Consider the following 25,722-nt stretch of genomic DNA (forward strand, 5'->3'; position numbering starts at 1 on the left):
TGAAAAGGCCCATATTGTATAAGGTTTTCTCTGTGAAGTGTTTTGTCCTTGCAAAAGCATCGCGGGCAAGCCCGCTCCTACATGGGCCTGTAGGAGCGGGCTTGCCCGCGATGAAGGTGGCGCGATGTTAGTGCGTACGCGCTACCGCAAACTCGCTCAGCTCGATCAACGCATCGCGATATTCACTGGCCGGCAGCACTTCCAGGCACTCGATAGCCCGCTTCACGTAGTCACGTGCCATCTGCGCGGTGTAGTCCAGCGCGCCCGAGGCTTCGACCGCTGCGCGGATCTGCTCGAGGTCTTCAAGGCCACCCTTCTGGATCGCCTGGCGCACCAGCGCAGCCTGTTCAGGCGTGCCTTCGCGCATGGTGTAGATCAGCGGCAGGGTCGGCTTGCCCTCGGCCAGGTCGTCACCAACGTTCTTGCCCAGGGTCTGCGAGTCGCCCTTGTAGTCCAGCAGGTCGTCGACCAGCTGGAAGGCCACACCCAGGTGGTCGCCGAAGGTGCGCAGGGCCTCGCGCTGCGCGTCGCTGGCGCCGGCCAGCGCGGCGGCGCTGTGGGTCGAGGCCTCGAACAGCATGGCGGTCTTGCCGCGGATGACCTCCATGTACACCTCTTCCGTGGTGCTGGCATCGCGCACGCGCGACAGCTGCAGCACTTCACCCTCGGCGATGACGCGGGTGGCCTTGGAGAGGATCTGCATGACCGGCATCGAACCCAGTTCGACCATCATTTCGAACGAGCGCGAATAAAGGAAGTCGCCCACCAGCACGCTCGGTGCGTTGCCCCACAGCGCATTGGCGGTGGAACGGCCGCGGCGCATGCCGGACATGTCGACCACGTCGTCGTGCAGCAAGGTGGCGGTGTGCAGGAACTCGATGGTCGCTGCCAGCAGGCGCAGGTCGTCGCCTTCGCGGCCCAGGGCCTTGCCACACAGCAGGACCAGCAGGGGACGCAGGCGCTTGCCACCGGCCGACGTGATGTAGTCGCCGATCTTCGATACCAGCGGCACGCGCGAGGTCAGCTGCTTCTTGATGATCTCGTCGACGGCGCTGAAATCATCAGCCACCGCGCGGTAGAAGGTTTGGGGTTGCATCGGCTGCTCCATTAACGTTGCGCGGCATGCTAGGTCGCGGGTCCCGGTGTGTCAAGGCGCGGTGCCAGCGCCACGGGGGCGGTACTTGCAAGCAAAACCGGGGTTGCGTACAATCGCGCACCCTAACTTCCTGGGCAGCACCTGCCTTACGCAATTGCACCGGGCCGTTCCAGCCCCATGCAGCCATGCCAGCCAATACTCATCATATAAAGCGCTGGGTGAGCAGGATTATCGGAGAAATACCCATGTCTTACGCAGTAATCGTTACCGGCGGCAAGCAGTACAAAGTCGCTGAAGGTGAATTCCTCAAGATCGAAAAACTGGAAGTCGCCACTGGCGAATCCGTGACTTTCGATCGCGTTCTGCTGGTTGCCAACGGTGAAGAAGTCACCATCGGCGCTCCAGTCGTCGCCGGCGCTAAAGTTGTTGCTGAAGTCGTTTCGCAAGGCCGTCACGATAAAGTCCGCATCATCAAGTTCCGTCGTCGTAAGCACCACATGAAGCGTATGGGCCACCGCCAGTGGTTCACCGAGATCAAAATCACCGGCATCCAGGCTTAATCCCCTAGATCCCCTGAATTTATTTGGAGAATTGAACCATGGCTCACAAGAAGGCTGGTGGTAGTACCCGTAACGGTCGCGACTCAGAATCGAAACGCCTTGGCGTGAAGATGTATGGCAGCCAGGTCGTCAAGGCCGGCAACATCATCGTCCGTCAGCGCGGCACCCAGTTCCACGCCGGCTACGGCGTTGGCATGGGCAAGGATCACACCCTGTTCGCCAAGATCGAAGGCGTGATCAAGTTCGAGAAGAAAGGCGAGTTCAACCGCCGTTACGTGAGCATCGTCGCAGCCTAATCGCGACGTCGCTCCAGAAGCCCCGTCATGCGACGGGGCTTTTTCGTTTGTGGTGAGCCTCTTGCAAAGCTGTTTGTATGGGCTGCCGGCGTGGGTTTCTACGGTCGTACGGGGCCGCCGCGCTCATTTTTGCAAGAGCCTCAGGTTTTTTAAGTATTCAGCTCGTCGGAAGACGAGGGGCGGTTTTAATGAAGTTTGTTGACGAAGTATCGATTCGAGTCAAAGCCGGTGACGGCGGTAACGGTTGCATGAGCTTCCGTCGCGAAAAATTCATCGAAAACGGTGGCCCTAACGGCGGCGACGGTGGTGACGGCGGTTCGGTGTACATGGTTGCCGACGAAAACCTCAACACCCTGGTCGACTACCGCTACACCCGTCACCATGAGGCCCAGCGGGGCGCCAACGGTGGCAGCACCGACTGCACCGGCAAGAAGGGTGAAGACCTGTTCCTGCGGGTGCCGGTCGGCACCACGGTGATCGACGCCACCACCCAGGAAGTGATCGGTGACCTGATCACCCCTGGCCAGAAGCTGATGGTCGCCCAAGGCGGCTGGCACGGCCTGGGCAACACCCGCTTCAAGTCGAGCACCAACCGTGCGCCGCGTCAGACCACCCCGGGCAAGCCAGGTGACCAGCGCGACCTGAAAATGGAAATGAAGGTCCTGGCCGACGTCGGCCTGCTCGGCCTGCCAAACGCTGGCAAGAGCACCTTCATCCGTTCGGTGTCGGCTGCCAAGCCGAAAGTCGCCGACTACCCGTTCACCACCTTGGTGCCGAACCTGGGCGTGGTCAGCGTCGACCGCTGGAAGAGCTTCGTCATTGCCGACATCCCCGGCCTGATCGAAGGCGCATCCGACGGTGCCGGCCTGGGTATCCGCTTCCTCAAGCACCTGGCGCGCACCCGCGTGCTGCTGCACCTGGTCGACATGGCGCCGCTGGACGAAAGCAGCCCGGCCGATGCCGCAGAAGTGATCGTCAACGAGCTGACCCGCTTCAGCCCATCGCTGGCCGAGCGTGAGCGCTGGCTGGTGCTGAACAAGTCTGACATGGTCATGGACGACGAGCGCGACGAGCGGGTCAAGGAAGTGGTCGAGCGCTTGCAGTGGGAAGGCCCGGTCTACGTGATCTCGGCCATCTCCAAGCAGGGCACCGACAAGCTCAGCCACGACCTGATGCGCTACCTCGAAGACCGCGCCGACCGCCTGGCCAACGACCCGGTCTTCGCCGCCGAGCTGGCCGACCTCGACCAGCGCATCGAAGACGAAGCCCGCGCCCAGCTGCAGGCTCTGGACGACGCCCGTACCCTGCGTCGCACAGGCGTCAAGAGCGTCCACGACATCGGCGACGATGACGGTTGGGACGATGATTTCGAGGACGACGAAGACGGCCCGGAAATCATTTACGTGCGCGACTGACCGGTTGCAGTACACTAAACGCCGCTCTCTGGAGCGGCGTTTTTGTATCCACTGTATCTACAGATTCGACATAGGTTGGAAGAAGATGCGAAGCAAGGTGACGGGCGCCAAGCGCTGGGTCGTGAAGATTGGCAGTGCGCTGCTGACCGCCGATGGCAAAGGCCTGGATCGCGGCGCAATGGCCGTTTGGGTCGAGCAGATGGTCGCGCTGCGTGAGGCAGGCGTGGAGTTGGTGCTGGTCTCTTCGGGGGCAGTGGCAGCGGGCATGAGCCAGCTGGGCTGGACCTCGCGACCGAGCGCGATGAACGAGCTGCAGGCCGCCGCTTCGATCGGCCAGATGCGCCTGGTGCAGGCCTGGGAGTCGAGCTTCGGCGAGCACGGCAAGCACACCGCGCAGATCCTCCTGACCCATGACGACCTGTCCGACCGCAAACGTTACCTGAACGCGCGCAGCACCCTGCGCACGTTGGTCGACCTCGGCGTGGTGCCGGTGATCAACGAAAACGACACCGTGGTCACCGACGAGATCCGCTTCGGCGACAACGACACGTTGGCCGCGCTGGTGGCCAACCTGGTGGAAGCCGACCTGCTGGTGATTCTCACCGACCGCGACGGCATGTTCGACGCCGACCCGCGCAACAACCCCGAAGCCCAGCTGATCTATGAAGCCCGTGCCGACGACCCGGCGCTCGACGCCGTGGCCGGTGGCACCGGTGGCGCGCTGGGCCGTGGCGGTATGCAGACCAAGCTGCGCGCCGCACGCCTGGCGGCACGTTCCGGTGCGCATACCATCATCATCGGTGGCCGCATCGAGCGCGTGCTTGATCGCCTCAAGGGGGGTGAGCGCCTGGGCACCTTGCTGTCGCCTGAACGCGGCATGCTCGCTGCGCGCAAGCAGTGGCTGGCCGGGCACCTGCAAACCCGTGGCACGCTGGTGCTCGACGCCGGCGCCGTGCAGGCACTGCGCCAGGCCAACAAGAGCCTGTTGCCGGTTGGCGTGAAGACCGTGCAGGGCAGTTTCCGCCGTGGCGAGATGGTGGTGTGCGTCGGCCCGGACGGCCTTGAAGTGGCCCGCGGCCTGGCCAACTACAGCGCCCTCGAAGCGCAGAAAATCATCGGCCAGTCGTCCGATGCCATCGAGGCCCTGCTCGGTTACAGCGCCGAGCCGGAGCTGGTGCACCGCGACAACCTGGTGCTGGTATGAATAGGTTCAAGCGGGTGATTGCCGTGGCGGCATTGGCACTGCCGATGCTGGCCGCAGCGGAAGAGGTTGGCCAGGTGTCGACCGTGTTCAAGTTCCTCGGGCCGAACGACCGCATTGTGGTCGAGGCTTTTGATGACCCCAAGGTCGAGGGTGTGACGTGCTACCTGTCGCGCGCCAAGACGGGCGGTATGAAGGGCGGCCTGGGCCTGGCTGAGGACCGTGCCGAGGCGTCGATTGCCTGCCGTCAGGTGGGGCCGATCAACTTCAAGGGTGAGCTCAAAGACGGCGAAGAAGTGTTCAAGGAACGCACCTCGCTGGTGTTCAAGACCATGCAGGTGGTGCGCTTCCTCGACAAGAAGCGCAATACCTTGGTGTACCTGGTGTATAGCGACCGCATGATCGAAGGCAGCCCGCAGAATGCGGTGACGGCGATTCCGATCTTGCCTTGGGCTCATTGATAGGCCGGTGAAAGTTGGGAGGCCTTTGGCCTCCTTTCGCGGGGCAAGCCCGCTCCCACAGACTCAGCGCAGTCATCACAGGCGGCGGGGTAGTTGTGGGAGCGGGCTTGCCCCGCGATTGGGCCGCAAAGCGGCCCCTATCGAAGAGTAATCAGGCCAGTGCTTCGGCCTGATCCTCACGCACGTCGGCCTTCACCTCATCCAGCCGGCTGATGAACTTCCAGTCCGCCTCATCAATGTAGATGCCATTTGGCCCGCTACCGCCTTCCAGGTCGATCGCCACCTTGGCCGACACCTGCGGCTTCACACTCGCCAGAATCGGCACAAAGCCCAGTTGCAGGCTGGTTTCCAGCAAGGCCGCCTGGTTGCGTTCGTCGATGTCTGCCGCCTCGTCGAGGTAGTACGGCAGGCGAATGCGCCCGGCCAGGTCACGGTCCATCAGGTGCAGCAACAAGTACATGTTGGTCAGCGCCTTGATGGTCATGGTGGTGCCGTTGGACGCGGCGCCGTCGATGTCGGCGTGGATCACCGGCTGGCCATTGACCTTGGTGATCTCGAAGGCCAGTTCGAACAGGTCCTTGAGGCCCAGCTGGTTGTGGTTGGCCGCCACCAGCCGTGCCAGGTACTCCTTGGCCTCTTCGTTCTTGTGGTCCTGGTCGGAGTTCTGCGTCAGGTCGAACACCGACAGGGTTTCGCCTTCCTCGTACTGGCCGGCGCTGTGGATGATCTGGTCGATGTGCTTGAGCGCTTCCTTGTTCGGTGCCAGCACCACGCGGAAGCTCTGCAGGTTGGACACCTGGCGTTTGTTGATCTCGCGGTTGAACAGCGCCAGTTGGTGCTCGAGGCTGTCGTAGTCGCTACGGATGTTGCGCAGGGTCCGGGCGATGTCGGTGACTGCGGCGCGGCGCGCCTTGGCCAAGGTCAGGGCCTCATCGGTGCGGTGCGCGTAGGCGTTGACCAGCAGTTGCAGGCGGCGCTCCATGTCGTCTTCGCTGTCGAACTTGGCCACGCCCTTGAGGCGCACCTGGGCGTACAGCGCCTCGATCTGGTTGTCCACCCGCTGCAAGCCCTGCCAGCTGTCCTGGTAGTCGTTGAGCATCGGCAGCAGGTTGTCCATCGAGTCGTCGACCGCTTCCATGAACGGCGTGCCGTAAGGCAGGTCGGCTGGCAGCAGCTGGCGGCGGCGCAGGGCGTCTTCAAGGGTGCGCTGCTTGGACTCCAGGTCGCCGAGCTGGCGGCCGACCAGTTGCAGCTTGGCCGACAGTTGCTGGACGCGCTCGGTGAAGGCATCGCTGGAGCGTTTGAGCTCGTCCTGGGCCGCTTCCAGTTGTGACAAGTGCTCCAGTTTCTCGGGTTCTTCGGCCGCCAGTGTTTCGCTGCGACGGAAGTCTTCCAGCGCCTTCTGCGCATCCAGTACGGCCTGGTACAAGGTTTCCGTCTGCGCCTTGGAGGCGGAGCGGTCGGCGGCCACGGCCTGCTGGGTCTTGAGCTGCTTGAGCTCGCGCTCCAGGCGGTCCTTCTGGTCGCGCAGGGCGGCGCGGTCGGCCAGCGCCTGCAGGGCCGGTGGGTCGATGTGCGAGATATCGATGGAAAGGCCCGGAGCCTCGAAGCGCTCGCCTTTGAAGCCATCGAGCACCGCTTCCAGCGACTTCACCCACAGGTCGCTGTCGTCCAGTTCGATGCCACGCTCGCCCAGCGGCAGGCTGAACAGCGCGCCGTTGAACAGGCGCATCAGGCGGTCGACGTCCTGCTGCGAGAACTCCTCGCGCAGGCGGGCATAGCTGTTGTTGTCGGCGTGGTCGAGCTGCTGCTTGACCTGCTTGACGCGTTTTTCCAGGTCGCGTACGCGCTCGTCCAGGTCTTCGGCAGAGAACTGCCGCGACTGGGCCAGGGCGCCCGCCAGTTCGTCGTGGGCATCTTTGGCGGCCAGCAACTGCTGCTCCAGGACCTTGACGTCATCGACCAGGGCGAAGCGGCGCTTGAGTACCGACAGCTCGCCGAGCCAGCGCTGGATGCCGGTGATCTCGCGCTCCAGCCGCATCAGTTCTTGGGTGCCTCCGCGTTGGTCGTTCTGCAGCCGGTCCTGTTCGCCACGGTAGTGCTCGGACTGGATGACCAGCTCTTCCTTGCGCGCCATGGCGTATTCCTGCCAGGTGCCCAGCAGGTTGTCGAGCAGGGGCGAGAGGCGGTGCAGCTTGCCGCGCAGAATGTCGCGCTGGGCAACGCCACCGGCGAGGGCTTCGACCAGCGGGCCGGCGGCGACCAGGGCGTTGTAGTCCTGCTCCATGCGGCGCACGTCGCGGAAGGCTTCTTCGCAGGCCGCGATGTAGTCGACGCTGCCCGAGCGCAGGCTGTGCTCGAAGGCGTCGAGGAACAGCTGCTTGAGCTTGGCTGCGGTGATCTCGCGCATGTGCAGCAGGTTGATGAACAACGCGCGGAAGGTTTTCAGGCTTTGCTCGCTGGTCGAGCGCAGCGGGATCATGGTCAGGTCCAGCGGCACCGAGGTGTGGCCGCCGACCAGCAGCCGACGCAGCTCGTCGGGCTTGAGCTCGTAGGCCTTCAGGCCCAGGCGCTCGAGGTTGGTGAACAGCTCTTTCTGACGCAGGCAGGTGTCGTTCTTCTGGTAATGGGCCAGGTCCAGTTCGCCCTTGTAGGCGAAGAACTGGTGGCCGAAACCGCCGCCCGGGCCGCGGCCGACCACGCCGATCACGTGCGGGCCGTGGGGCAGGTTCAGTTCGCAGAGGATGTACGAGGTGTCGCTGGCGAAGTAGAAGCGACGCGACTGCTCCAGGCTGTACTTGCCGAAGCTCATGTCGGACATGCGCGCCAGGATCGGGAACTGCAGGGCGTTGATCGAGGCCGATTTACCCAGGTTGTTGGCGCCGTATACCGACAGCGGGTGCTCCAGCGGGAACAGGCCAAGGCTGTAGCCGGCGGTGTTGAGCAAAGCGAAGCGGCGGATGCCGTAGCGTTCCTGGCTCATGCGTCAATCTCCTGTTGCTCTTCGCGGATGGCCCGGGCCAGGGCGTCCTCTTCGCTCTCGTCGCCTTCGAATGGCGACAGGTCGAGCGGGTCGTCGGTGCGGTTGAGTTGCTCCGGGCTTTCTTCCTCGGCCAGTACCGGGGTCGGCAAAGGCAGGTCGCTGTGCAGGGTGGCGGCCAGGTCGCGGTCCTGCTGCACCGACAGGCAGACGTCGAGGAAGCGGTGCATCGGCGGCAGGAAGCGGTAGATACCACCTTCCTCGAAGGCGAAGCCGAGCTGGGTCATGCGCCGCAGGATTTTTTCTTCCAGTTCTTCGACGGTTTGCACTTCGGCCTGCAGGAACAGGTCGCGGTACTTTTCCAGCAGCGATGGCAGTTCGTCGCGGCCAATGCTGCCGCCGTCGAGCACGGCCATTGGGTCGCGGCCCTGGTCGGCCAGGTGCTCGACCAGGATGAAGGTGAACAGCGACAGGCGCTGGGCGGTCTTGTTGACCTGCGCGGCGGCAAGCTCGGGCACGAAGTAATAGAAACCACGGGTGTCGCACACCAGTTCGAAGCCCAGGGCCTTGAACAGGGTGCGGTACTGGTCCTGGAAGTTCGACAGCTGAGCGTACAGCTCGGGGTCACGGCGGCTGACGTGGAAACCTTTGAACAGCTCGCGGAAGATCGGTGCGAGCTGGGACAGTTCGGAAAGATCAAGATGCATTGGCTGGGCTCGCGTTGGATTCGGCAGTCGTTCTGGCGACGTCTTCACGGCTGGACGTCAGGGCGAACGAGCGCAGGCTGACCAGGTGTTCGTGGGTGGTGTAGTCGCGGCGTTCGAGGCGCTCGCGCTGGAAGCGCTTCTCGCGCGACAGGCGCGAGAACCAGTACAGCAGTTCGTCGGTGGCGCCGTCGGGCTCCTGCTCCAGCAGCCAGACCATCAGGTCGGGCAGCGGCAGGGCCTGCTCGCAGCGTTGGAGCATTTCCTTGACCGTACGTGGCGCGCGCGGCAATGGGTCTTTGTCGGTCTTGTGCGCCTTGGGGAAGCGCGCAGGCTTGGGCTCGAAACGGGCCAAAGCGTAGACATAGGCCTCGACCTGGCTGGCGCTGCCGAGGAAGGTGCTCTGCGGCCGGGTGAACATCGGCATGGCCGCTTGCGGCACGGCATCGATGCCCTTGCGGCGGATCACCGACAGCGCCAGGGCGGCGCCACGGGTCACGGCGTTGTGCCGGCGCGCTTCTTCGCGCAGTGGCAGCAGCAGTTCCCGGGCGTGGCGCAGGGTCAGCTGGGCGCTGGTCTGCATTTCCAGGATGCGCGCGTGGGTACGCAGCAGCATGTCGTCGTCGACCAGGTGGCCCAGGCGCGCCTGCTCGCCCAGCAGGCGCAGCAGCACGGTTTCGACCTTGCGCACGCCCTGTTCGAAGGCGCCGTCGGCGTTGACCAGCTGGATCATCGGCTCGACGTACTCGTCCCAGGTTGCGAGGACTTCAGCGTAGCGCTGGCGCAGCGGGATCTGGCGGTTGCTGGTCTTGGCCCGCTCGGCCACGGCCACCAGCGCCTGCTCGTCGTTGTCGAGCTTCTTCAGCACATCGCGCACGCGCATGTCGAGCAGGCGCAACTGGCGCGCCAGGTCGTCGCTGTCGCGGTTGTCGAAGGCATCCTGGATGTGCCCGGCAAGGCGTTCCAGGTGGCGCAGGTAGGCTTCGATCTCCAGGCACAGGCCCAAGCGGTGTTCGCGGCGTAGGTAGGCGAGGAAGTCGTGGATCTGGGCGTTGAGCTCGAAGCGGTTCGGGCTCTTGGCCACCGGCACCAAGATATCCAGGCGGATCCACACGTCGAGCAGCTGGGTGATGTCCTGCGGGGTACTCTCGACCTGCTGGCGGGCCACATGCTGACGCAGTTCGACCAGGCTCAGGGTGCCCTGGTCGAAATGTTCGCACAGCGGCTCGATCAGGGCCCAGTGTTCGGCTAGGGCGCGCAGGACGCGCTTGGGTTCGATCATGGCTTCGACTCGTTGCCAAGAAAAAGGGGGCGATTGTACTGCATACGGGGGGGAGGATTTCACCCCTTGGTCTGTAATGAGAAATGGCCTTTGTTTATTTGTGTGTATGGCGGGAGGGCTTTGGCGCCTGGAAGATCGAGCGCCGCCCGGGCGGCGCTTGGTCTCCCAGGCGCTGCAAAAACCCCGCCGTACGCGTTACAATGCCCGATTGATATAACCCCCCGGATACCCGCCTCGTGCTGACCGAACCCCGTCGCCGCGCCTACCTTTCCGCCATGCAAGTGGTGCACTGGCTGCCGCGCGCCGAACTGCCGTTCGCCGCACCGTCGCGCCCGGAACTGTTGTTGCCGGTGGCGCCGGTCGAAGACCTCGACTTCGACGTCAAGCCAGCGCCCGCCGCCAACGAAGCCCCTGCCGCCCCCCAGGCGCGCAGCGGCGAACGCCCGAAAATCGAGATTCCGCGCCCAGGCAGCACCCCCAAGCCTGCCGCCAGGCCCGTCGAAGCCGAAGAGCCAGCCCCCGCACCGCGCCCGGTGCCGGTGCCGCCACCGCGCTTCTCGTTGCAACTGCTGCGCGCCGGCAGCTGCCTGCTGCTGGTGGAACTGGCCACCGGCCAGCCGTTCCAGAGCCGCGACCCGTCCTACTTGTTGCTCAAGGACATGCTGCGCGCCGCCGGCCTGCCCGACGCCCCACAGATCATCGGTGAGCCGGTGCGCTGGCCGCTGCTGGTGCGCGGCAACATGGACCAAGGCCCGGACGCTGCACGCGATTTCGTCCAGGGGTTCATCCAGGCCCGCCTGGAAGAGGCACCCTGTACCTGCTTGTGGTTGATCGGCCTGCCCGCGCTGCGCTTTGCCGGCAATACCGACGCGCACACCTACTACCAAACACTGAAGCTTGAGGGCCTGGGCGATGCCTGGGCCTTGCCGGGCCTTGAACTGTTGATGGACGAGCCGCAGCGCAAGGCGGACGTCTGGCAAGCCATGCGCCAGCTGATGGCGCGCTGGAAGAGCGTTGAATGAGTGACTCGATCAGTTTCCGCCCGATGACCGAGGCGGATCTGGATGCCGTGCTTAAGATCGAATATGCCGCGTTCAGCCATCCCTGGACCCGCGGAATCTTTCAGGATGCGCTCAAGTCCTACGAAGTGTGGCTGATGTTCGACGGCCAGCAGCAGGTCGGCCATGGCGTGATCAATGTGATCATCGACGAGGCGCACCTGCTCAACATTACCGTCAAACCCGAGAACCAAGGGTTCGGCCTGGGCCTGCGTCTGCTTGAGCACCTGATGGCGCGGGCCTACCAGCTCAATGGCCGCGAATGCTTCCTGGAAGTGCGCGCCAGCAACCAGTCGGCCTATCGGTTGTACGAGCGCTACGGGTTCAACGAAATCGGCCGCCGCCGTGACTACTACCCGATGGCCGGCGGCCGTGAAGATGCCCTGGTGATGGCCTGCACCCTGTTCGAGGAGTGACCCCTCGAGTGCAGGCCTTGTCACACAGGTACAACCTGATGAGGCAAGACCATGCACGACCTGCAGGAACTGATCGACAACAATGCGCGCTGGGCCGATGCCATCACCCAGCGTGACCCCGATTTCTTCGCCAAACTGGCCCGTCAGCAAACCCCCGAGTTCCTCTGGATCGGTTGCTCCGACGCCCGCGTGCCGGCCAATGAAATCGTCGGCATGCTGCCTGGCGACCTGTTCGTCCACCGCAATGTCGCCAACGTGGTGCTGCACACCGACCTGAACTGCCTGTCGGTGATCCAGTACGCCGTCGAAGTGCTCAAGGTCAAACACATCCTGGTCACCGGCCACTACGGTTGCGGCGGCGTGCGCGCTGCCATGCAGGACCGCCAGCTCGGCCTGATCGACGGCTGGCTGCGTTCGATCCGCGACCTGTACTACGAAAAACGCGGCGAACTGGCCAAGCTGGAAACCGAAGAGGCGCAGGTCGATCGCCTGTGCGAGCTGAACGTCATCCAGCAGGTCGCCAACGTGGCCCACACCAGCATCGTGCAGAACGCCTGGCATCGCGGGCAGGAGCTGTCGGTGCATGGTTGCATCTATGGCATCAAGGACGGGCGTTGGAAGAGCCTGGACACCACCATCAGCGGCTTTGCCCAACTGCCACCGCAGTATCGGTTGCGGGCGTTGGAGTAGGCGGTGTGTTGCCCTGCGTTTCTGCTTACATAACTTGAAACAGGGTGTTCGATCTCGTTGAGCAGGGGAGTGGGGATGACAGGCGCGAAGTGGCTGCTGATGGCAATGGGCATGTGGGTGGTTAGTGTCGCGCACGCCGATGACCGTGACCTGTGGATGTTCGCCCAATGGGCCGGCGATCATCAAACACGCCCCTTCCGCGAAATGCTGGTGGATGCCCGGCTGTACGGGGTGGTGCCGATCCATCAACTGCTTCGCTCGGCCTCTGACTGGAAGCTGTGCCGGGCATCCCCCTTCGCCGTGCCACCTGCCAGCCAATGGCCCGCAGTGCGCTCGACGCTGTCATTGCTCAACACCCTCGATGACCAGGGCATCCTGCGCCAGTTCGAAGTGGTCTCGGCCTACCGCGACCCCAGCCTCAACCGATGTGCGGGCGGTGCCGTGGGTAGCGCCCATACCCGCGCATTCGCCGTCGATATCCTGTTGCCGGCCTGGGCCGACCCCAACCCACTGTGCAGTTTCTGGCAACAACACGGCCATGCCTGGAACATGGGCCTGGGCCGTTATCCGTCAGGTCGCATCCACATCGACACCGCCGGCTATCGCACCTGGGGTGGTGATGGCAGTGCGGGCTCGTCGTTTTGCACCAGGCCCAGGTGAACCAGGCACGCCTCGCATTCATCGATCACCCACTCGGCAAAACGCTGGCGCTTGCCGCCATCGTCCAGCGGCTGCGGGCTGAGCAGGTGATAGGCAGAGCCGTCGCGCAAGAAGCCGAAGGGGGCCTGCAGTTGGTCGCTGTCGAGCTCGTCGCGCACCATCAGCGCTGAGCCCATGGCCAGGCCCAGGCCTGCACTGGCGGCCTGGATCGACAGGTAGAAATGCTCATAGTCGCTGCGCTCGGTGTGCCTGGCCCGTTGCGTGCTCAGGCGCAGCCAGGTGGGCCAGGCGCTGGGCCGCGTGCGGCTGTGCAGCAGGCGTTGACCATCCAGGCTGGTGACGGCGCCGGGGCGGCACACTGGGCCGATCCATTCGTCGCAGATCTTGCGGTGATGGAGTTGGCGGTCCCAATGGAAGTCGTCGCGGCGCAGCGCCAGGTCGACGCCGCTGCGCGTAAAGTCCACTGGCCCACCGGCGGCTACCAGATGCAGCTGCAGGTCGGGGTGGGCGGCGTTGAAGCGGGGCAGGCGCGGGATCAGCCAGCGCATGGCGATGGTGGGCTCGCAGGAGAGTACCAGCACATTGTCGCTGGCCTGCTGTTGCAGGCGCTGCACGGCGCCTTCGAGCTGTTCGAACATGGCCTGGGTGGTGCCCTGCAGGGCGCGGCCGGCGGCAGTGAGGAAAATGGCCCGGTTGCGGCGCTCGAACAATTCGACGCCAAGGCTTTCTTCGAGCAGGCGTACCTGACGGCTGACCGCGCCATGGGTGACGTGCAGGCGCTCGGCGGCGCGCACGAAGCTTTCGGTTTCGGCGGCGATGTCGAAGTAGCGCAAAGCGTTGAGGGGCGGCAGTTTCATGCTGTGCTGTCTGTGAGAAAAACTAGCGGATAACCGCCACTATAAATCGATTTTTCCCAGTTAATAAGCCCAGGATAATCGGCGCGTCTGTGCATTTCCATCGCCTATCGAGACCCGCCAATGACCGAACTCATCGCCGTAGCCCTGTTCACCGTCCTCGCCGTCATCAGCCCTGGCGCCGACTTCGCCATGGTCACCCGCAGCAGTTATGCACAGGGCCGCAAGGCCGGGCTGGCGGCTGCGGTGGGGATTGCATTGGGCGTACAGGTGCATGTGCTGTACACCGTACTGGGCATTGCGGTGATCATCAGCCAGAGCCCGACGCTGTTCCTGTGCATGAAGGTGGTGGGCGCGGGTTACCTGGTCTACCTGGGCTACAAATCGCTGACCAACACCGCGCGCATCAGCCTGGACGGTATCGACCGGCACACTGGCGCCAGCCTTGCGGCCGCGCTGCGCACCGGCTTTCTCACCAATGCCTTGAACCCCAAGACCATGCTCTTCGTCATCAGCGCCTACACACAAGTGGTGCAGCCGGGCAGCCCGTTGGCACTGGACTTCGCCTACGGCGCGTTCATGTCTTTTGCTCACTGGCTGTGGTTCAGTCTGGTGGCCGTGTTTTTCTCCAGCACGGCGTTGCGCAAGGCGATGATCGAGCGACAGCGGCTGGTGGACCGGGTGATCGGGCTGGCATTGATCGGCCTGGGCTTGGCGGTGGCAGTCACAGGTGTGCGTTGATGTGACGATTGCAAGTTGGGGTGCTGGCCATATAGGCCGCGCCCAAACAGCTCAGGCTGTGCTTTTTCGCAGGCAAAGAAAAAGGGCTTACCTTTCGGTAAGCCCTTTATCATGTTTGGTGGCTACACAGGGACTTGAACCCCGGACCCCAGCATTATGAATGCTATGCTCTAACCAACTGAGCTATGTAGCCAATGGCGCGCATTATTCCCTTGTGATGCCCCTCTGTCAACACTCATTTCAAAAAAAATTTGCACGCTTTCAAAAACTTAGCCGCCAGGGCAGGCCTCAGCGCACGATCAGCCAGTGGCCGAGCACGCCCTGCAGCTGCAATTGCTGGGTGCTGGCCAGTGCGGCAAGGCTTTCGGCAGGGCGGTCGAGGCTGAAGTCGCCGCTCACGCGTCGATGGGCGGCCTGCTCGTCGAGCATCCACAGGCGTTGCCCTTGGTACCCCGCCAGGCGCTCCAACACCTGCCCCAGCGGCATGTCGGTGGCTCGCAGGCGGCCGTTGCGCCAACTGTCGGCGGTCTTCATGTCGGCTTTTTGTACAGGGTCGATCCGTGTGGCATCGAATGTCACCCGTTCGCCGGCAGAGACCAGGCGCTGTTCGCCACCCTGGACCACCATCGCCTTGCCACTGAGCACCACCAGTTCGTTGTGGTCGGCAAAGCGGGCAATTTGCAGGCGGGTACCGAATACCTGGATGCGCGCATCGCCCACGTCCACTTCCATGGCGCGGCCATCGAGCAGTACTTCGAGGTACACCTGGCCTTGTACCAGGTGCAACTGGCGGGTACGCCCGCGCAGGTCGACGTTCATCGCGCTGGCGCTGTCCAGGTGCACGGTCGAGCCGTCGGCCAGGCGCAGGCTGCGGCGTTCGCCAACGTCGGTGTGCATTTCGCTGCCCAAGCGTTGCATCAGCGGCCAGTACAGGTAGGCCAAGGCGCCCAGCACCAGTAGAAACACCAGCGCCAGCCATTTGCCCAGGTGGCTGCGGCGCGCCGTTAGCTGCCGGGGTTGCGGGCGAGCCGGTGCGGGTTGCAGCTGTTGCCAGAAGGTTTCCAGCTCAGCGTAAGCCTGGGCGTTTTGCGGCTCCTGGCACCAGGCGGCGAACACCTGGCGTTCGCCTTCGTCACACCCGGGCTGACGCAAACGGGAGAACCACTCCAGGGCTTCCTGCTGCGGGTCGGGCTGGAATTGTTTGGCGGGCATCGGGCTCATGGGATCGGTCTGCTCACGATAGGGGCCGTTTCGCCCAACGATGACAGGGGAATGAGTCGAGGATGCTAAATATATTGAGAACCATTTACAAGTGCGTCTCGACGGAGGGATAAAAAAGGTAGCTATGTATCTATTTGTTTCCTGATAATCGGATCCCAAATCTGCGGACGGAGATTCAGGCACATGGCCACCAGTAGCACCTCCACGGCTTCCACCAGCGCAGCGGCGAACCCTGCCAACCCCCTGGTGATGCGCATCATCGGTTTCTGCGCCCTGGCGCACCTGATCAATGACCTGATCCAGTCGGTGCTGCCAGCCATCTACCCGATGCTCAAAGCCAACTACGACCTGAGCTTCGCCCAGATCGGCATGATCACCCTGACCTTCCAGATCACTGCCTCGCTGCTGCAGCCTTGGGTGGGCTTCTTTACCGACCGTCGGCCTGCGCCGAACCTGCTGCCGCTGGGCACCTTGTGCACACTGGTGGGCATCGTCATGCTGGCCTTTGTCGGCAGTTTCCCGATGATCCTGCTGGCCTCGGCGCTGGTCGGCATCGGCTCGTCCACCTTCCACCCAGAGACTTCGCGCATTGCACGGTTGGCCTCGGGTGGGCGCTTTGGCCTGGCCCAGTCGACCTTCCAGGTGGGCGGTAACACCGGCTCGGCGCTGGGGCCGCTGTTGGCGGCGGCCATCGTCATCCCGTTCGGGCAGACGCACGTCGCCTGGTTCGGCCTGGCGGGGCTGTTCTTCTTCGCCGTGACCCTGATGCTGCGGGGCTGGTACAAGGAGCACCTGAACCAGGCCAAGGCGCGCAAGGCCGTGCAGGCCACCCATGGCATCTCGCGCAAGCGGGTGATCGCGGCGCTGATCGTGCTGGGCCTGCTGGTATTCTCGAAGTACTTCTACATGGCCAGCTTCACCAGCTACTTCACCTTCTACCTGATCGAGAAGTTCGACGTTTCGGTGGCCAGCTCGCAATTGCACCTGTTCCTGTTCCTGGGCGCGGTGGCGGCGGGTACGTTCTTTGGCGGGCCGATCGGTGACCGTATCGGGCGCAAGGCGGTGATCTGGTTCTCCATCCTGGGGGTCACCCCCTTCACCCTCGCGCTGCCGTATGCCGACCTGTTCTGGACCACGGTGCTGAGCGTGGTGATCGGCTTCATCCTGGCATCGGCGTTTTCCGCCATCGTGGTGTATGCACAGGAACTGGTGCCGGGCAGCGTGGGCATGATTGCCGGGATCTTCTTCGGTTTGATGTTCGGCTTCGGTGGGATTGGCGCCGCGCTGCTTGGCTATGTCGCGGACCTGCGCGGTATCGAGTATGTGTATGGGGTGTGCTCGTTCCTGCCGTTGTTCGGGTTGTTGGCGGTGTTTTTGCCTAGTACTCGTAAGCGCTGAGGCGTTTGGGGCTGCTGCGCAGCCCATCGCGACGCAAGGCCGCTCCTACAGGGATTGCGAGCGGCCCTTGGATTGACGATTCCACCTGGCTTGGCCTAGAGTGCCGCCTCTTTTCTCCAACCTGCGTAGTCAAAGCAATGCGCCGTAACCCGTCCCTGCCAAATGCTCGCCAGCCTGCACTGCAGGCACTGCGTCGTGCGTGGCCGAGTGACACGGTGCTCAAGCGTCGGCGCAGCGTGCTGTTTGCCTTCACCTTCTCGCCACACCTTGCCCTGAACTGATCTGCGCTTTTGCGTCGTCCGCCGCCCTGGCGTGCGCGCTCGTGTTTGCTCGTCTTTTCGGTTTGCAAGGAGTGGTAAATGAACATGCGTTTGCTGGCGGGCCTGTTGTTCGCCGTGTCGGTGGTGGGCTTCAGCCTGGGGGCCAGCCTGCCGTTGGTGTCGTTGCGCCTGCATGAGGCCGGCGCAGGCACCCTGGAAATCGGCATCATCTCAGCCATCCCCGCAGCGGGGATGATGCTCTCGGCGTTCATGGTCGACGCCTGCTGCCGCTTGCTGACCCGGCGGACGATCTACCTGCTGTGCTTCAGCCTGTGCACCGTCAGCATCGCCTTGCTGGAGTCGGCCTTCGACTCGATCTGGCTGCTGGCGCTGCTGCGTCTGGGCCTGGGCATCGGCATGGGGGTTGCCATCATTCTGGGCGAATCCTGGGTCAACGAGCTGTGCCCCGAGCACAATCGCGGCAAGATCATGGCCCTGTACGCCACCAGCTTTACCGGTTTCCAGGTACTCGGCCCGGCGATGCTGGCTGTGCTTGGGGCCAACAGCCCATGGATCACCGGCGTGGTCACCGCCTGCTATGGCCTGGCCCTGCTGTGCATCGTGCTGACGGTGCCCAACGACTATGTGGAACATGAAGAAGGCGAAAAGAGCTTTGGCCTGGCCGGCTTCTTCCGCGTGGCGCCAGCCTTGTGCGTGGCGGTGCTGTTCTTCTCCTTCTTCGATGCCGTGGTGCTGTCGCTGCTGCCGGTGTATGCCACCAGCCATGGCTTTGCCGTAGGCGTGGCGGCGCTGATGGTGACGGTGGTGTTTGCCGGCGACATGCTGTTCCAGCTGCCATTGGGCTGGTTGGCCGACCGGGTCGAGCGTACCGGCCTGCACCTGGTGTGCGGCCTGGTGGCGATGCTGATCGGCATCGGCCTGCCGTGGTTGCTGCAGATGACCTGGTTGCTGTGGCCACTGCTGGTGGTGCTGGGCGCTGTGGCGGGGGGCATCTACACCTTGGCACTGGTGCTGATCGGGCAGCGCTTCAAAGGGCAGGACCTGGTCACGGCCAATGCCAGTGTCGGCCTGCTATGGGGAGTGGGTAGCCTGGTCGGGCCGCTGGTCAGCGGCGCGGCGATGGATGTGGCGCCGCACGGGTTGCCGATGGCGCTGGCGCTGATGGCGGGGCTGTTTGTCTGCTTTGCCCGGCAGTCGTACCGGCGGGCAGGGCGGTTGCGCGCAGTGGCGGACTGATCACAGGCTTTTTCAGGCGGCGCCGATGCTCACCCAGTAACGCGTGCGGTAGTCGACCCGCACCGGCAGGCTGCGGGCTAGCAGTTGCAGAATCTGCTCGGTGTCGGCCAGTTGGTAAGTGCCGGAGACCTTGAGGTTTGCCACGTCGTCAGCACAGCGCAGCAGGCCCGGGCGGTAGCGCGAGAGTTCGGCGGTAAATTCCCCCAGCGGCATCTGCTGCACGCTGAGCACGCCGTCGGTCCAGCCCCAAGGGTCGCTGTGCAGGCTGACGGCCTGCAAGTTGCCGTTGGCCTGCACTTGCAGCGTTTCGCCGGCATGCACCAACCGTGCGTGGGCAGAGGCGGGGAACAACGTCACCTCGCCACCGCGTACTGCCAGCAGCAAGCCCTTGTCGTTTTCGCGTAGCAGCAGTTGCCCGTCGCGGGTGCCCAGGGTGCCAACGCGGGTATCGATGCGGAAAGGGCGGTTGTCGTTGGCGTTGCTGTCCAGGCTCACCTCGCCCCGTAGCAGCTCAAGCTGACGTTGTTCGGCGCTGTAGCGCAGGCCGATGGCGCTGTCGGTGTTGAGCTGGATGCGGCTGCCATCGCTGCCGTGCAATTGCCGGCGTTCGCCCGTGGCGGTGCTGCTGTCGGCCAGTAGCTGCGGCAGGCCCAACGGTTCGCGCGCGGCCCAGCCCAGGCTGCCGCCGGCGGCCAGCAGCGCCAGCAGTTTGAGGTGGTCACGGCGGCTGCTGCGCTGGCGTTGGCTGGCGTCGAGGGTGCTGCGGCTCAGGGCCTTGGGCAGCCCGGCCAATTCGTCGCTGAGGTTGCTGACGCGCTGCCAGGCCTTGGGGTTGTGCGGATGGCTGGCCAGCCATTGCTGGAATTGCCGCTCGGTGCGCGGGCTGGGGTTGTCGAAGCGCAGCTTCACCAGCCAGTCGATGGCCTGGTCGACCTGGGCCTGTGCGGGCGCGCCGTCAGAGGTCGACATAACGCAACCGGTAGCAGACACCCAGGGCCTTGGCCAGGTCGCGCTCGATCGTCGCGCGGGACACGTCGAGCTGCACGGCGATCTGCGTGATGCTCAGCCCGTCGATCTGGGCCAGCAGAAAGGCCTGACGTGTACGCGGCTTCAGCGTGTGCAGGGCGCGGTCGAGGCGCTCCAGGGTATCGAGAATGACCAGCCGGTGTTCTTCGCTGGGCACCTCGGCTTCGGGCAGCAGGGCCAGGCTTTCGTGGTAGGCCCGCTCCAGGGCGCGGCGGCGGAATTGGTCGATCATCAGGCCGCGGGCGATGGCGCTCAGGTAGGCGCGGGGTTCCTTTAGCGGCGAAGCCTGGCGGGCGCGCAACAGCCGCACGAAGGTATCCTGGGCGAGGTCGGCGGCATGCTCGTGGCAGCCGACCCGGCTGCGCAGCCAGCCGCTGAGCCAGGCGTGGTGGGACTGATAGAGCAGAGCAACCTCGGTCGGCTTGAGCGTGTCGGTGGTCTGCATCGTAGCGAAGGCCTGATCCGGTGAGCGTGCGTGATTGTGAATAGTTCTCAATTCTATGCGCGGATCGCGGCGCGGATCAATGGTATGCCAGGAATTAGCCGCGCAAGATCCGGCGTTTCACCGATGAACGGTTGGGCTAAGCTGGGCCTGTCATCGACCTGTTGGAGGCGCAATGATTCTGGCTGACCTTTCGCCCGAAGCTTACCGCGAGGCCAGCCGACACCTGGCCGCATCGGACCCGGACTGGGCACGGCACATTGCCGCGATCGGGCCGTGCCTGCACCAGGCAACGCCCGGGCGCGAGCCTTATGAGGCGCTGGTACGGGCAATTGCCTACCAGCAGTTGCATGCCCGCGCCGCCGAGTCGATTCTGGGAAGGCTGTTGGCGCTGTTCCCCGAGGGCAGTTTTCCCGCCCCGGAGCAATTGCTGGCCGTGACACCTGAAGCGATGCGCGCATGCGGCTTCTCGGCGAGCAAGACGGCCACCGTGCAGGGTATTGCCCAAGCTCGGCTCGAGGGTTTGGTGCCCAGCCGCCAGGAGGCGCTGGCCATGGCTGACGAGGTGTTGATCGAACGCCTTGTGGCCCTGCGTGGGGTAGGGCGCTGGACGGTGGAGATGTTGCTGATTTACAGCCTTGAGCGCTCGGACATTCTGCCGGTCGACGACTTCGCGGTACGCGAGGGGTATCGTCGACTGAAGGGGCTGGAGAAAGCACCGACGCCGGCGCAGATGCGCTCGCTGGGCGGTGGCTGGTGCCCGTACCGGACCGTGGCAGCCTGGTACCTGTGGCGGGCCTGATGTTTTTGCATTGGCGGTACAGGCGAGACAGACAAGAGGTAACCCGCGATGAAACCCTACACCACCCCCGAGCAACGCTGGCAAGCCGTGCAGGCCCGTGACAGCGCCGCCGCCGGCCACTTCGTCTATGCCGTACGCACCACGGGTATCTACTGCCGACCAGGGTGCAAGTCGCGCATGGCCAAGCGCGAGAACATCGCGTTCTACAACGATACCGCCGCCGCCGAAACCGCCGGCTACCGCGCCTGCAAGCGTTGCGCGGGTGACAGCGGTGCCAGTGCAACCCGGCGCAGCGAGCTGGTGACGCGTGCCTGCCGCCTGATCGAGGGCGCTGCCAGCGGGCCCAACCTGGACCAGCTCAGCGCGCAGCTCGCGGTCAGTCCCTTTCACCTGCACCGTCTGTTCAAGGCCGAAACCGGCCTCACTCCCAAGGCCTATGCCTCGGCGTTTCGCGCCCGACGCCTGCGTGAGCACCTGGAACAGGATCAGCGCTCGGTGACCGATGCCATCTACGACGCTGGCTACAACTCCAACAGCCGGTTCTACGAAAGTGCCGGGCAGCGCCTGGGCATGCGGCCCAAGGCCTACCGTGCCGGCGGGGCAGGGGCGACCATTCGTTTTGCGCTGGGCCAGTGTTCGCTGGGGGCGATCCTCGTGGCCCAGAGCGAGAAGGGTATCTGCGCGATTCTGCTGGGCGATGACCCCGAGCCACTGTTGCAGGCCTTGCAGGACCAGTTCCCCAACGCTCGGCTGATCGGCGGTGATAGCCAATACGAGCGGGTGGTCGCCGAGGTGGTGGGCTTTGTGGAAGCCCCCGCGCTGGGCCTTGCGCTGCCGTTGGATATCCAAGGCACGGCATTTCAGGAGCGGGTCTGGCAGGCCTTGCGTGAGGTACCTGCCGGCTGTCGGGTCAGCTACACCGACATCGCCGAGCGTATCGGCGCACCCAGGGCGGTCCGCGCCGTGGCCATGGCCTGCGCGGCCAACCGCATTGCCGTGGCCATTCCTTGCCATCGGGTGGTACGTCGCGACGGCGACATCAGCGGCTATCGCTGGGGGGTGGAGCGCAAGCAGCAACTGCTCAAGCGAGAAACGGCACTCTCCTGATCGCGTGAAGCCGCGTAGAATCCCCCGCCAAATCGAAATGCATAGAGGATTGTTCGATGAGGCGTCTCAGCCTTGCCCGTTATTGCCTAGGCGTATTGGCCCTGATGCTGGCGTTGGCCACTCCGGCCTGGTCCGCTCCGGCCCCGCCAGCCGCCAGCCTGGCGGCTGCCGAGTTGCCGGTGCTCGACGAGAACGCGAGCCTTGAACAGTTGAGTGATCGACTCGACCTGATCCGCCAGGGCGTGACCAGCAGCGCCAATGACGATGTGCTTTCGCAACTGCGCCAGGCTGCCATACAGGTTCAGCGGCAGGCCGATGCCCTTGGTGCGCTGCGTACTGCCGATGTGCAAGGCCTGGACGACAAGCTCAAGGTGCTGGGCCCGAAGCAGCCGGATGAGCCTGCCAGCATCACCCTTCAGCGCAAGGACCTCGAAGCGCAGAAAAAGACCGTGCTGGCCGAGCAGGAGCAGGCCACCAAGCTGACCCAGTCGGCCCGGGACCTGTCCACGCAGATCGTCAACCTGCGCCGCAGCCAGTTCAACTCGCAGGTCACCAGCCGCGCCACCAGCCCGCTGACCCCCGCGTTCTGGCAGTCGCTGATCCGCCCCACCGATGAAGACGTGGCACGCTTGCGCGACCTGCGTGGCGAGGCGGCCGATGCCGTGGCCAGCGCGTTCAGTGCCGAACATCGCTGGTTTTTCCTCAGCAGCCTGGTGGCGGCCATCCTGGTGTGGACGCTGGTTCGTCGGCTGCTTGAGCGCTTGCTGGCAGATGCGATGATCCGCTGGCTGCCCGAAGGCCGCCTGCGCCGCAGCGCCTTGGCCCTGAGCGTCAGCCTGGCGACGCTGGGCACCATCGCCGGTTCCGTGTCGCTGCTGCGCTGGGGCCTGGAAAGCAGCGCCGAGCTGGGCACGGATATCGCCAGCCTGGCTAACCACATCCTTACTCTGGTGGTGTTCAGCGCCTTCATTTCAGGCCTGGGCCGCGCCATGTTGATGCTGCAGCGCCCGTCCTGGCGCCTGCCACCGATCCACGATGAGGTGGCCAGCGCCCTGGGCTGGTTCCCTAAACTGCTGGCCCTGGCGTTGATGGTGCTGCTGACCCAGGAGCGCATCAACAGCGTGATCGGTACCAGCCTGGCGCTGACCGTGGCGACCAACGGCCTGACTGCGCTGGTGGTGGCGGTGATTTTCTCGGTGGCCTTGCTGCGCTACCGCCGCACCTTGCGCAAGCATGAGCTGGAACGCCCGACTGGCCTGGCGGGGCTGATCCCCTTCGTCATCGTGGTATGGGTGGGGCTGATCGTACTGGCCCTGTTGGCCGGTTTCCTGACCCTGGCGTACTTCCTTACGGCAAAGTTGCTGTGGATCAGCGTGGTGGCGACCTGTGCCTACCTGCTGACCACCTTCCTCGGTGACCTGTGCGAAACCCTGCTGTCGCCCCGCCAACCGGGCGGCCTGGCCCTGGCATCGACATTGGGCCTGGCTCCGCGCCATCAGGCCCAGGCCAGCACCATTTTGGCTGGCATCGGCCGTACCGTGCTGCTGTTCCTGGCGGTACTGCTGGCCTTCACGCCTTCGGGCACCAGCCCCGGTGAGTTGCTGCTCAGCCTGGGGGATTGGGATGGCACCGGTGGCAAGATGCTCGGCAACTTGAACATCGTGCCGCAAGATATCCTGCTGGCCGTGGCGATGTTCTTCGGCGGCATGTTCGGCATCCGTGTGCTCAAGCGCTGGTTGAGCGAGCGCCTGCTGCCGGAAACCGACATGGACGCCGGCATGCGTGCCTCGCTGGTGACCCTGGTGGGGTACCTGGGCTTCCTGTTCCTGGCCATGCTGGTGATGTCGACCCTGCGTATCAACCTGACCAGCCTGACCTGGGTGGTGAGTGCGTTGTCGGTGGGTATCGGTTTTGGTCTGCAGCAGATCGTGCAGAACTTCATCTCGGGTCTGATCCTGCTTACCGAGCGCCCGGTAAAGGTGGGCGACTGGGTCAGCCTGGCCGGTGTCGAGGGTGACATCCGCCGCATCAACGTGCGCGCCACCGAGATACAGATGTCTGACCGCTCGACGGTGATCGTGCCCAACTCGCAGTTCATTTCGCAGAACGTGCGCAACGTGACCATGGGCAATGCCCTTGGGGTGGTCAGCGTGACCCTGACCTTGCCGCTGGAAACCGATGCCAACCGCGTGCGCGACCTGCTGCTGGCGGCGTATCACGAGCACGAAGCGATACTGGATGCACCCGCGAGTTCGGTGTCGTTCAAGGACCTGACGAGCAGTGGCATGGTGATTGCGGTCAGTGGTTACGTGGCCGGGCCGCGGCAGGTGTCCGGCACCCGCAGTGACCTGCTGTTCACCATTCTTGGGCGGTTGCGTGATGAGGGGATCCCCTTGTCTTCGCCGCAGAGCATGGTGTTGCTGCAGGAAGGTTCGCGCCCGGCCGACGAGCCGGCGTGAGTATTGGGGGGCGCCCAGCGCCCCCGCTTCAATGCTGCTTGGCCTGCCTGATCCGCAGCAATATCACCAGCAGCACCAGCAACACCGGCGGCGCCATCGCCATCAACGCATCCTTCGCCGTCAGCTCCAGCCCCAGCACATTCAACCCGCCATACAGCAGCTTGAACAGGTTCAGCAGGTAATAGGTGATGGCGATGATCGACAGCCCCTCCACCGCCCGCTGGATCTTCACCTGGGCATCGGCCCGGGCATTGAGGCTGTGCAGAATCCCGGCATTCTGTTCTTCCATCTCCACCTGTACCCGCGCCTGCAACAGGTCACCCAGGTTGGCGACGTTCTTCGCCAGCTGCTCCAGCCGTTGCTCGGTCGCCGCGCAGTAGCGCACCGTTGGTTTGAAACGGCGCTCGATGAACACCCCAAGGCGTTGGCAATCGCCCACATGGCTCTCGCGCAATTCGCCCAGGCGCTCGAACACCAGCTGCGCATAAGCTTGCGTGGCGCCGAACCGATGGCGGGTTTTCACGGTGCGGCTGACCACCTGCCGCGACAGGTGGGCGATGGCGTCGAGCAGGCCTTTGGAGTCGCGGCCATCGCCCCCGGCACTGCGTTCGGAAAGGCTCACCAGGGTCTTGTCGAAGGCGTCCAGTTCCTGGCTCAGCGCCTTGGCCGTGGTCAGGGTCAGCGAGGCCATCATGCGGTAGGTCTCGATCTCCAGCAGGCGCCGGATCATGCGGCCCTGGCGGTAGGCATTGAGGCGGCGGTTGATGAACAGGAAGCGGTTGGTGCCGTCGGCGGTCAGGCGAAAGTCGCTCCACACCACCGCATCGCCACCGCCGACGCAGGAGCCGCAGGGGTCCTTGAAGCCGTAATCGGGCAGGTTCAGGTCCTGCTCGTCGCGCACCAGCACTTGCACCGCGTTGATCAATTGCGCCGCCTGGGGCGCGATGGCATCGGCCAGCACTGCAGGCAGCGGTTGCCATTGGGTGTCGGCGGCCGAGCAGGGCACTACCAGGGTCAGGGTGAAGAACTCGGTATGGCGCTCCCACTTGAACGGGTGGCCATCGAGCTGGGTGATGCCTTGCGCAGCGCCGGCATCTGCAGCCTGCGGGCAGCAGCGCTGCAAAAGCGCGTTACAGGCGGCATCGCCGCCCAGCAGGGCGAGGTGGAAGACATGCGCAGGGCCATCGAAATACAGCGACGGGCGGGCGTGCAGCTCGTTGTGCAAGGCGGTGCGTTGAGGGTGCATGGTGGTCCGGCCTGGTGTTGTGATTGTGGGGGTACCAGGGAGTGGGACTTGGCGGGGGGAGGGCAAAGTCACGCGCGGGAGATTTCTATT

General features: G+C 64.3%; 25 protein-coding genes and 1 tRNA gene. 16 read left to right on the plus strand and 10 right to left on the minus strand.

What is annotated here, in order from left to right; translation table 11 throughout:
* Positions 1–127 precede the first annotated feature (127 nt).
* Positions 128–1,096: a polyprenyl synthetase family protein gene (locus tag LOY26_RS03490; protein WP_033701373.1), complete on the minus strand. Its 969-nt coding sequence runs from the start codon at positions 1,094–1,096 to the stop codon at positions 128–130.
* Positions 1,097–1,341: 245 nt separating this feature from the next.
* Here LOY26_RS03490 and rplU point away from each other — a divergent pair, with 245 nt between their 5' ends.
* The 5 genes from rplU (at position 1,342) to LOY26_RS03515 (ending at position 5,029) form a co-directional block, all read left to right on the plus strand.
* Positions 1,342–1,656 carry a 50S ribosomal protein L21 gene (gene rplU / locus LOY26_RS03495; RefSeq protein WP_003247466.1) on the plus strand — a complete coding sequence of 105 codons (315 nt, stop codon included), beginning with the start codon at positions 1,342–1,344 and terminating at the stop codon, positions 1,654–1,656.
* Positions 1,657–1,694: 38 nt separating this feature from the next.
* A complete protein-coding gene (gene rpmA, locus LOY26_RS03500; RefSeq protein WP_008092023.1) occupies positions 1,695–1,952 on the plus strand; it encodes a 50S ribosomal protein L27 in 258 nt (85 codons plus the stop codon).
* A gap of 188 nt (positions 1,953–2,140) precedes the next feature.
* Positions 2,141–3,367: an Obg family GTPase CgtA gene (gene cgtA / locus LOY26_RS03505; protein ID WP_033701372.1), complete on the plus strand. Its 1,227-nt coding sequence runs from the start codon at positions 2,141–2,143 to the stop codon at positions 3,365–3,367.
* Between the two features lie 85 nt (positions 3,368–3,452).
* Positions 3,453–4,571, plus strand: a complete 1,119-nt coding sequence (proB, locus tag LOY26_RS03510) for a glutamate 5-kinase (RefSeq protein ID WP_033701371.1) — start codon at positions 3,453–3,455, stop codon at positions 4,569–4,571.
* Positions 4,568–5,029, plus strand: a complete 462-nt coding sequence (locus LOY26_RS03515; protein WP_047582786.1) for a CreA family protein — start codon at positions 4,568–4,570, stop codon at positions 5,027–5,029. Before proB ends, LOY26_RS03515 begins: the two co-directional genes overlap by 4 nt.
* A 151-nt stretch (positions 5,030–5,180) precedes the next feature.
* Here the strand turns inward: LOY26_RS03515 and mksF are convergent, their stop codons facing one another.
* From mksF to mksB, 3 genes are read right to left on the minus strand one after another with little or no spacing between them, the layout of a single operon-like run.
* Entirely contained in the window at positions 5,181–8,012 is a 2,832-nt protein-coding gene (gene mksF / locus LOY26_RS03520) for an Mks condensin complex protein MksF (protein ID WP_258714400.1), read from the minus strand.
* Positions 8,009–8,716 carry an Mks condensin complex protein MksE gene (gene mksE, locus LOY26_RS03525; RefSeq protein ID WP_033701368.1) on the minus strand — a complete coding sequence of 236 codons (708 nt, stop codon included), beginning with the start codon at positions 8,714–8,716 and terminating at the stop codon, positions 8,009–8,011. Before mksE ends, mksF begins: the two co-directional genes overlap by 4 nt.
* On the minus strand, positions 8,706–9,995 hold the full coding sequence (gene mksB, locus LOY26_RS03530) for an Mks condensin complex protein MksB (RefSeq protein ID WP_258714401.1): 1,290 nt from the start codon (positions 9,993–9,995) through the stop codon (positions 8,706–8,708). The genes mksE and mksB overlap by 11 nt, the downstream gene beginning before the upstream one ends.
* A 236-nt stretch (positions 9,996–10,231) precedes the next feature.
* Between mksB and LOY26_RS03535 the strand changes: the two genes are divergently transcribed.
* The 4 genes from LOY26_RS03535 (at position 10,232) to LOY26_RS03550 (ending at position 12,819) form a co-directional block, all read left to right on the plus strand.
* A complete protein-coding gene (locus tag LOY26_RS03535; RefSeq protein WP_258714402.1) occupies positions 10,232–11,017 on the plus strand; it encodes an energy transducer TonB in 786 nt (261 codons plus the stop codon).
* Positions 11,014–11,469: a ribosomal protein S18-alanine N-acetyltransferase gene (gene rimI / locus LOY26_RS03540; RefSeq protein ID WP_186660307.1), complete on the plus strand. Its 456-nt coding sequence runs from the start codon at positions 11,014–11,016 to the stop codon at positions 11,467–11,469. Before LOY26_RS03535 ends, rimI begins: the two co-directional genes overlap by 4 nt.
* Before the next feature lie 51 nt (positions 11,470–11,520).
* The gene (gene can, locus LOY26_RS03545) at positions 11,521–12,159 is read left to right on the plus strand and encodes a carbonate dehydratase (protein ID WP_033701363.1); all 639 of its coding nucleotides are present in this window, start codon (positions 11,521–11,523) and stop codon (positions 12,157–12,159) included.
* A gap of 75 nt (positions 12,160–12,234) precedes the next feature.
* The gene (locus LOY26_RS03550) at positions 12,235–12,819 is read left to right on the plus strand and encodes a D-Ala-D-Ala carboxypeptidase family metallohydrolase (protein ID WP_186662859.1); all 585 of its coding nucleotides are present in this window, start codon (positions 12,235–12,237) and stop codon (positions 12,817–12,819) included.
* Here LOY26_RS03550 and LOY26_RS03555 read toward each other — a convergent pair.
* Positions 12,759–13,676 (minus strand): LysR substrate-binding domain-containing protein, encoded by a 918-nt coding sequence (locus LOY26_RS03555; protein ID WP_258714403.1) that lies wholly within the window; start codon positions 13,674–13,676, stop codon positions 12,759–12,761. The genes LOY26_RS03550 and LOY26_RS03555 overlap by 61 nt on opposite strands.
* A 120-nt stretch (positions 13,677–13,796) precedes the next feature.
* Here LOY26_RS03555 and LOY26_RS03560 point away from each other — a divergent pair, with 120 nt between their 5' ends.
* Positions 13,797–14,414, plus strand: coding sequence for a LysE family translocator (locus LOY26_RS03560; protein WP_033701361.1), 618 nt, complete (start codon positions 13,797–13,799; stop codon positions 14,412–14,414).
* A gap of 116 nt (positions 14,415–14,530) precedes the next feature.
* Here LOY26_RS03560 and LOY26_RS03565 read toward each other — a convergent pair.
* A tRNA-Met gene (locus LOY26_RS03565) sits at positions 14,531–14,607 on the minus strand.
* Positions 14,608–14,702: 95 nt separating this feature from the next.
* Positions 14,703–15,626, minus strand: a complete 924-nt coding sequence (locus LOY26_RS03570; RefSeq protein WP_258714404.1) for a FecR domain-containing protein — start codon at positions 15,624–15,626, stop codon at positions 14,703–14,705.
* Between the two features lie 192 nt (positions 15,627–15,818).
* On the opposite strand from LOY26_RS03570, the gene LOY26_RS03575 reads away from it, so the two are divergent.
* The 3 genes from LOY26_RS03575 to LOY26_RS03585 all read left to right on the plus strand — a co-directional run bounded on the left by LOY26_RS03575 (position 15,819) and on the right by LOY26_RS03585 (position 18,550).
* Positions 15,819–17,033, plus strand: a complete 1,215-nt coding sequence (locus tag LOY26_RS03575) for an MFS transporter (protein WP_033701358.1) — start codon at positions 15,819–15,821, stop codon at positions 17,031–17,033.
* Positions 17,034–17,170: 137 nt separating this feature from the next.
* Positions 17,171–17,314, plus strand: a complete 144-nt coding sequence (locus tag LOY26_RS03580; RefSeq protein WP_167334465.1) for a hypothetical protein — start codon at positions 17,171–17,173, stop codon at positions 17,312–17,314.
* A 78-nt stretch (positions 17,315–17,392) separates the two neighbouring features.
* On the plus strand, positions 17,393–18,550 hold the full coding sequence (locus LOY26_RS03585; RefSeq protein ID WP_033701357.1) for an MFS transporter: 1,158 nt from the start codon (positions 17,393–17,395) through the stop codon (positions 18,548–18,550).
* Between the two features lie 12 nt (positions 18,551–18,562).
* Here LOY26_RS03585 and LOY26_RS03590 read toward each other — a convergent pair whose 3' ends face one another.
* Positions 18,563–19,519 carry a FecR domain-containing protein gene (locus LOY26_RS03590; RefSeq protein ID WP_186660299.1) on the minus strand — a complete coding sequence of 319 codons (957 nt, stop codon included), beginning with the start codon at positions 19,517–19,519 and terminating at the stop codon, positions 18,563–18,565.
* On the minus strand, positions 19,506–20,021 hold the full coding sequence (locus LOY26_RS03595) for a sigma-70 family RNA polymerase sigma factor (RefSeq protein WP_186660297.1): 516 nt from the start codon (positions 20,019–20,021) through the stop codon (positions 19,506–19,508). The genes LOY26_RS03590 and LOY26_RS03595 overlap by 14 nt, the downstream gene beginning before the upstream one ends.
* Before the next feature lie 172 nt (positions 20,022–20,193).
* Here LOY26_RS03595 and LOY26_RS03600 point away from each other — a divergent pair, with 172 nt between their 5' ends.
* Genes LOY26_RS03600 through LOY26_RS03610 form a run of 3 tightly spaced genes read left to right on the plus strand, consistent with a single transcriptional unit; the run spans position 20,194 to position 24,386 of the window.
* Positions 20,194–20,820: a DNA-3-methyladenine glycosylase gene (locus LOY26_RS03600; RefSeq protein ID WP_156310551.1), complete on the plus strand. Its 627-nt coding sequence runs from the start codon at positions 20,194–20,196 to the stop codon at positions 20,818–20,820.
* A gap of 48 nt (positions 20,821–20,868) precedes the next feature.
* Positions 20,869–21,927, plus strand: a complete 1,059-nt coding sequence (ada, locus tag LOY26_RS03605) for a bifunctional DNA-binding transcriptional regulator/O6-methylguanine-DNA methyltransferase Ada (protein ID WP_258714405.1) — start codon at positions 20,869–20,871, stop codon at positions 21,925–21,927.
* A gap of 56 nt (positions 21,928–21,983) precedes the next feature.
* Positions 21,984–24,386: a DUF3772 domain-containing protein gene (locus tag LOY26_RS03610; RefSeq protein ID WP_186662864.1), complete on the plus strand. Its 2,403-nt coding sequence runs from the start codon at positions 21,984–21,986 to the stop codon at positions 24,384–24,386.
* A gap of 28 nt (positions 24,387–24,414) precedes the next feature.
* Here LOY26_RS03610 and LOY26_RS03615 read toward each other — a convergent pair whose 3' ends face one another.
* On the minus strand, positions 24,415–25,632 hold the full coding sequence (locus LOY26_RS03615) for a DUF3422 domain-containing protein (protein ID WP_186662865.1): 1,218 nt from the start codon (positions 25,630–25,632) through the stop codon (positions 24,415–24,417).
* Positions 25,633–25,722: the final 90 nt, after the last annotated feature.

The organism is Pseudomonas sp. B21-047, from assembly GCF_024748775.1.
Classification (GTDB): domain Bacteria; phylum Pseudomonadota; class Gammaproteobacteria; order Pseudomonadales; family Pseudomonadaceae; genus Aquipseudomonas; species Aquipseudomonas capeferrum.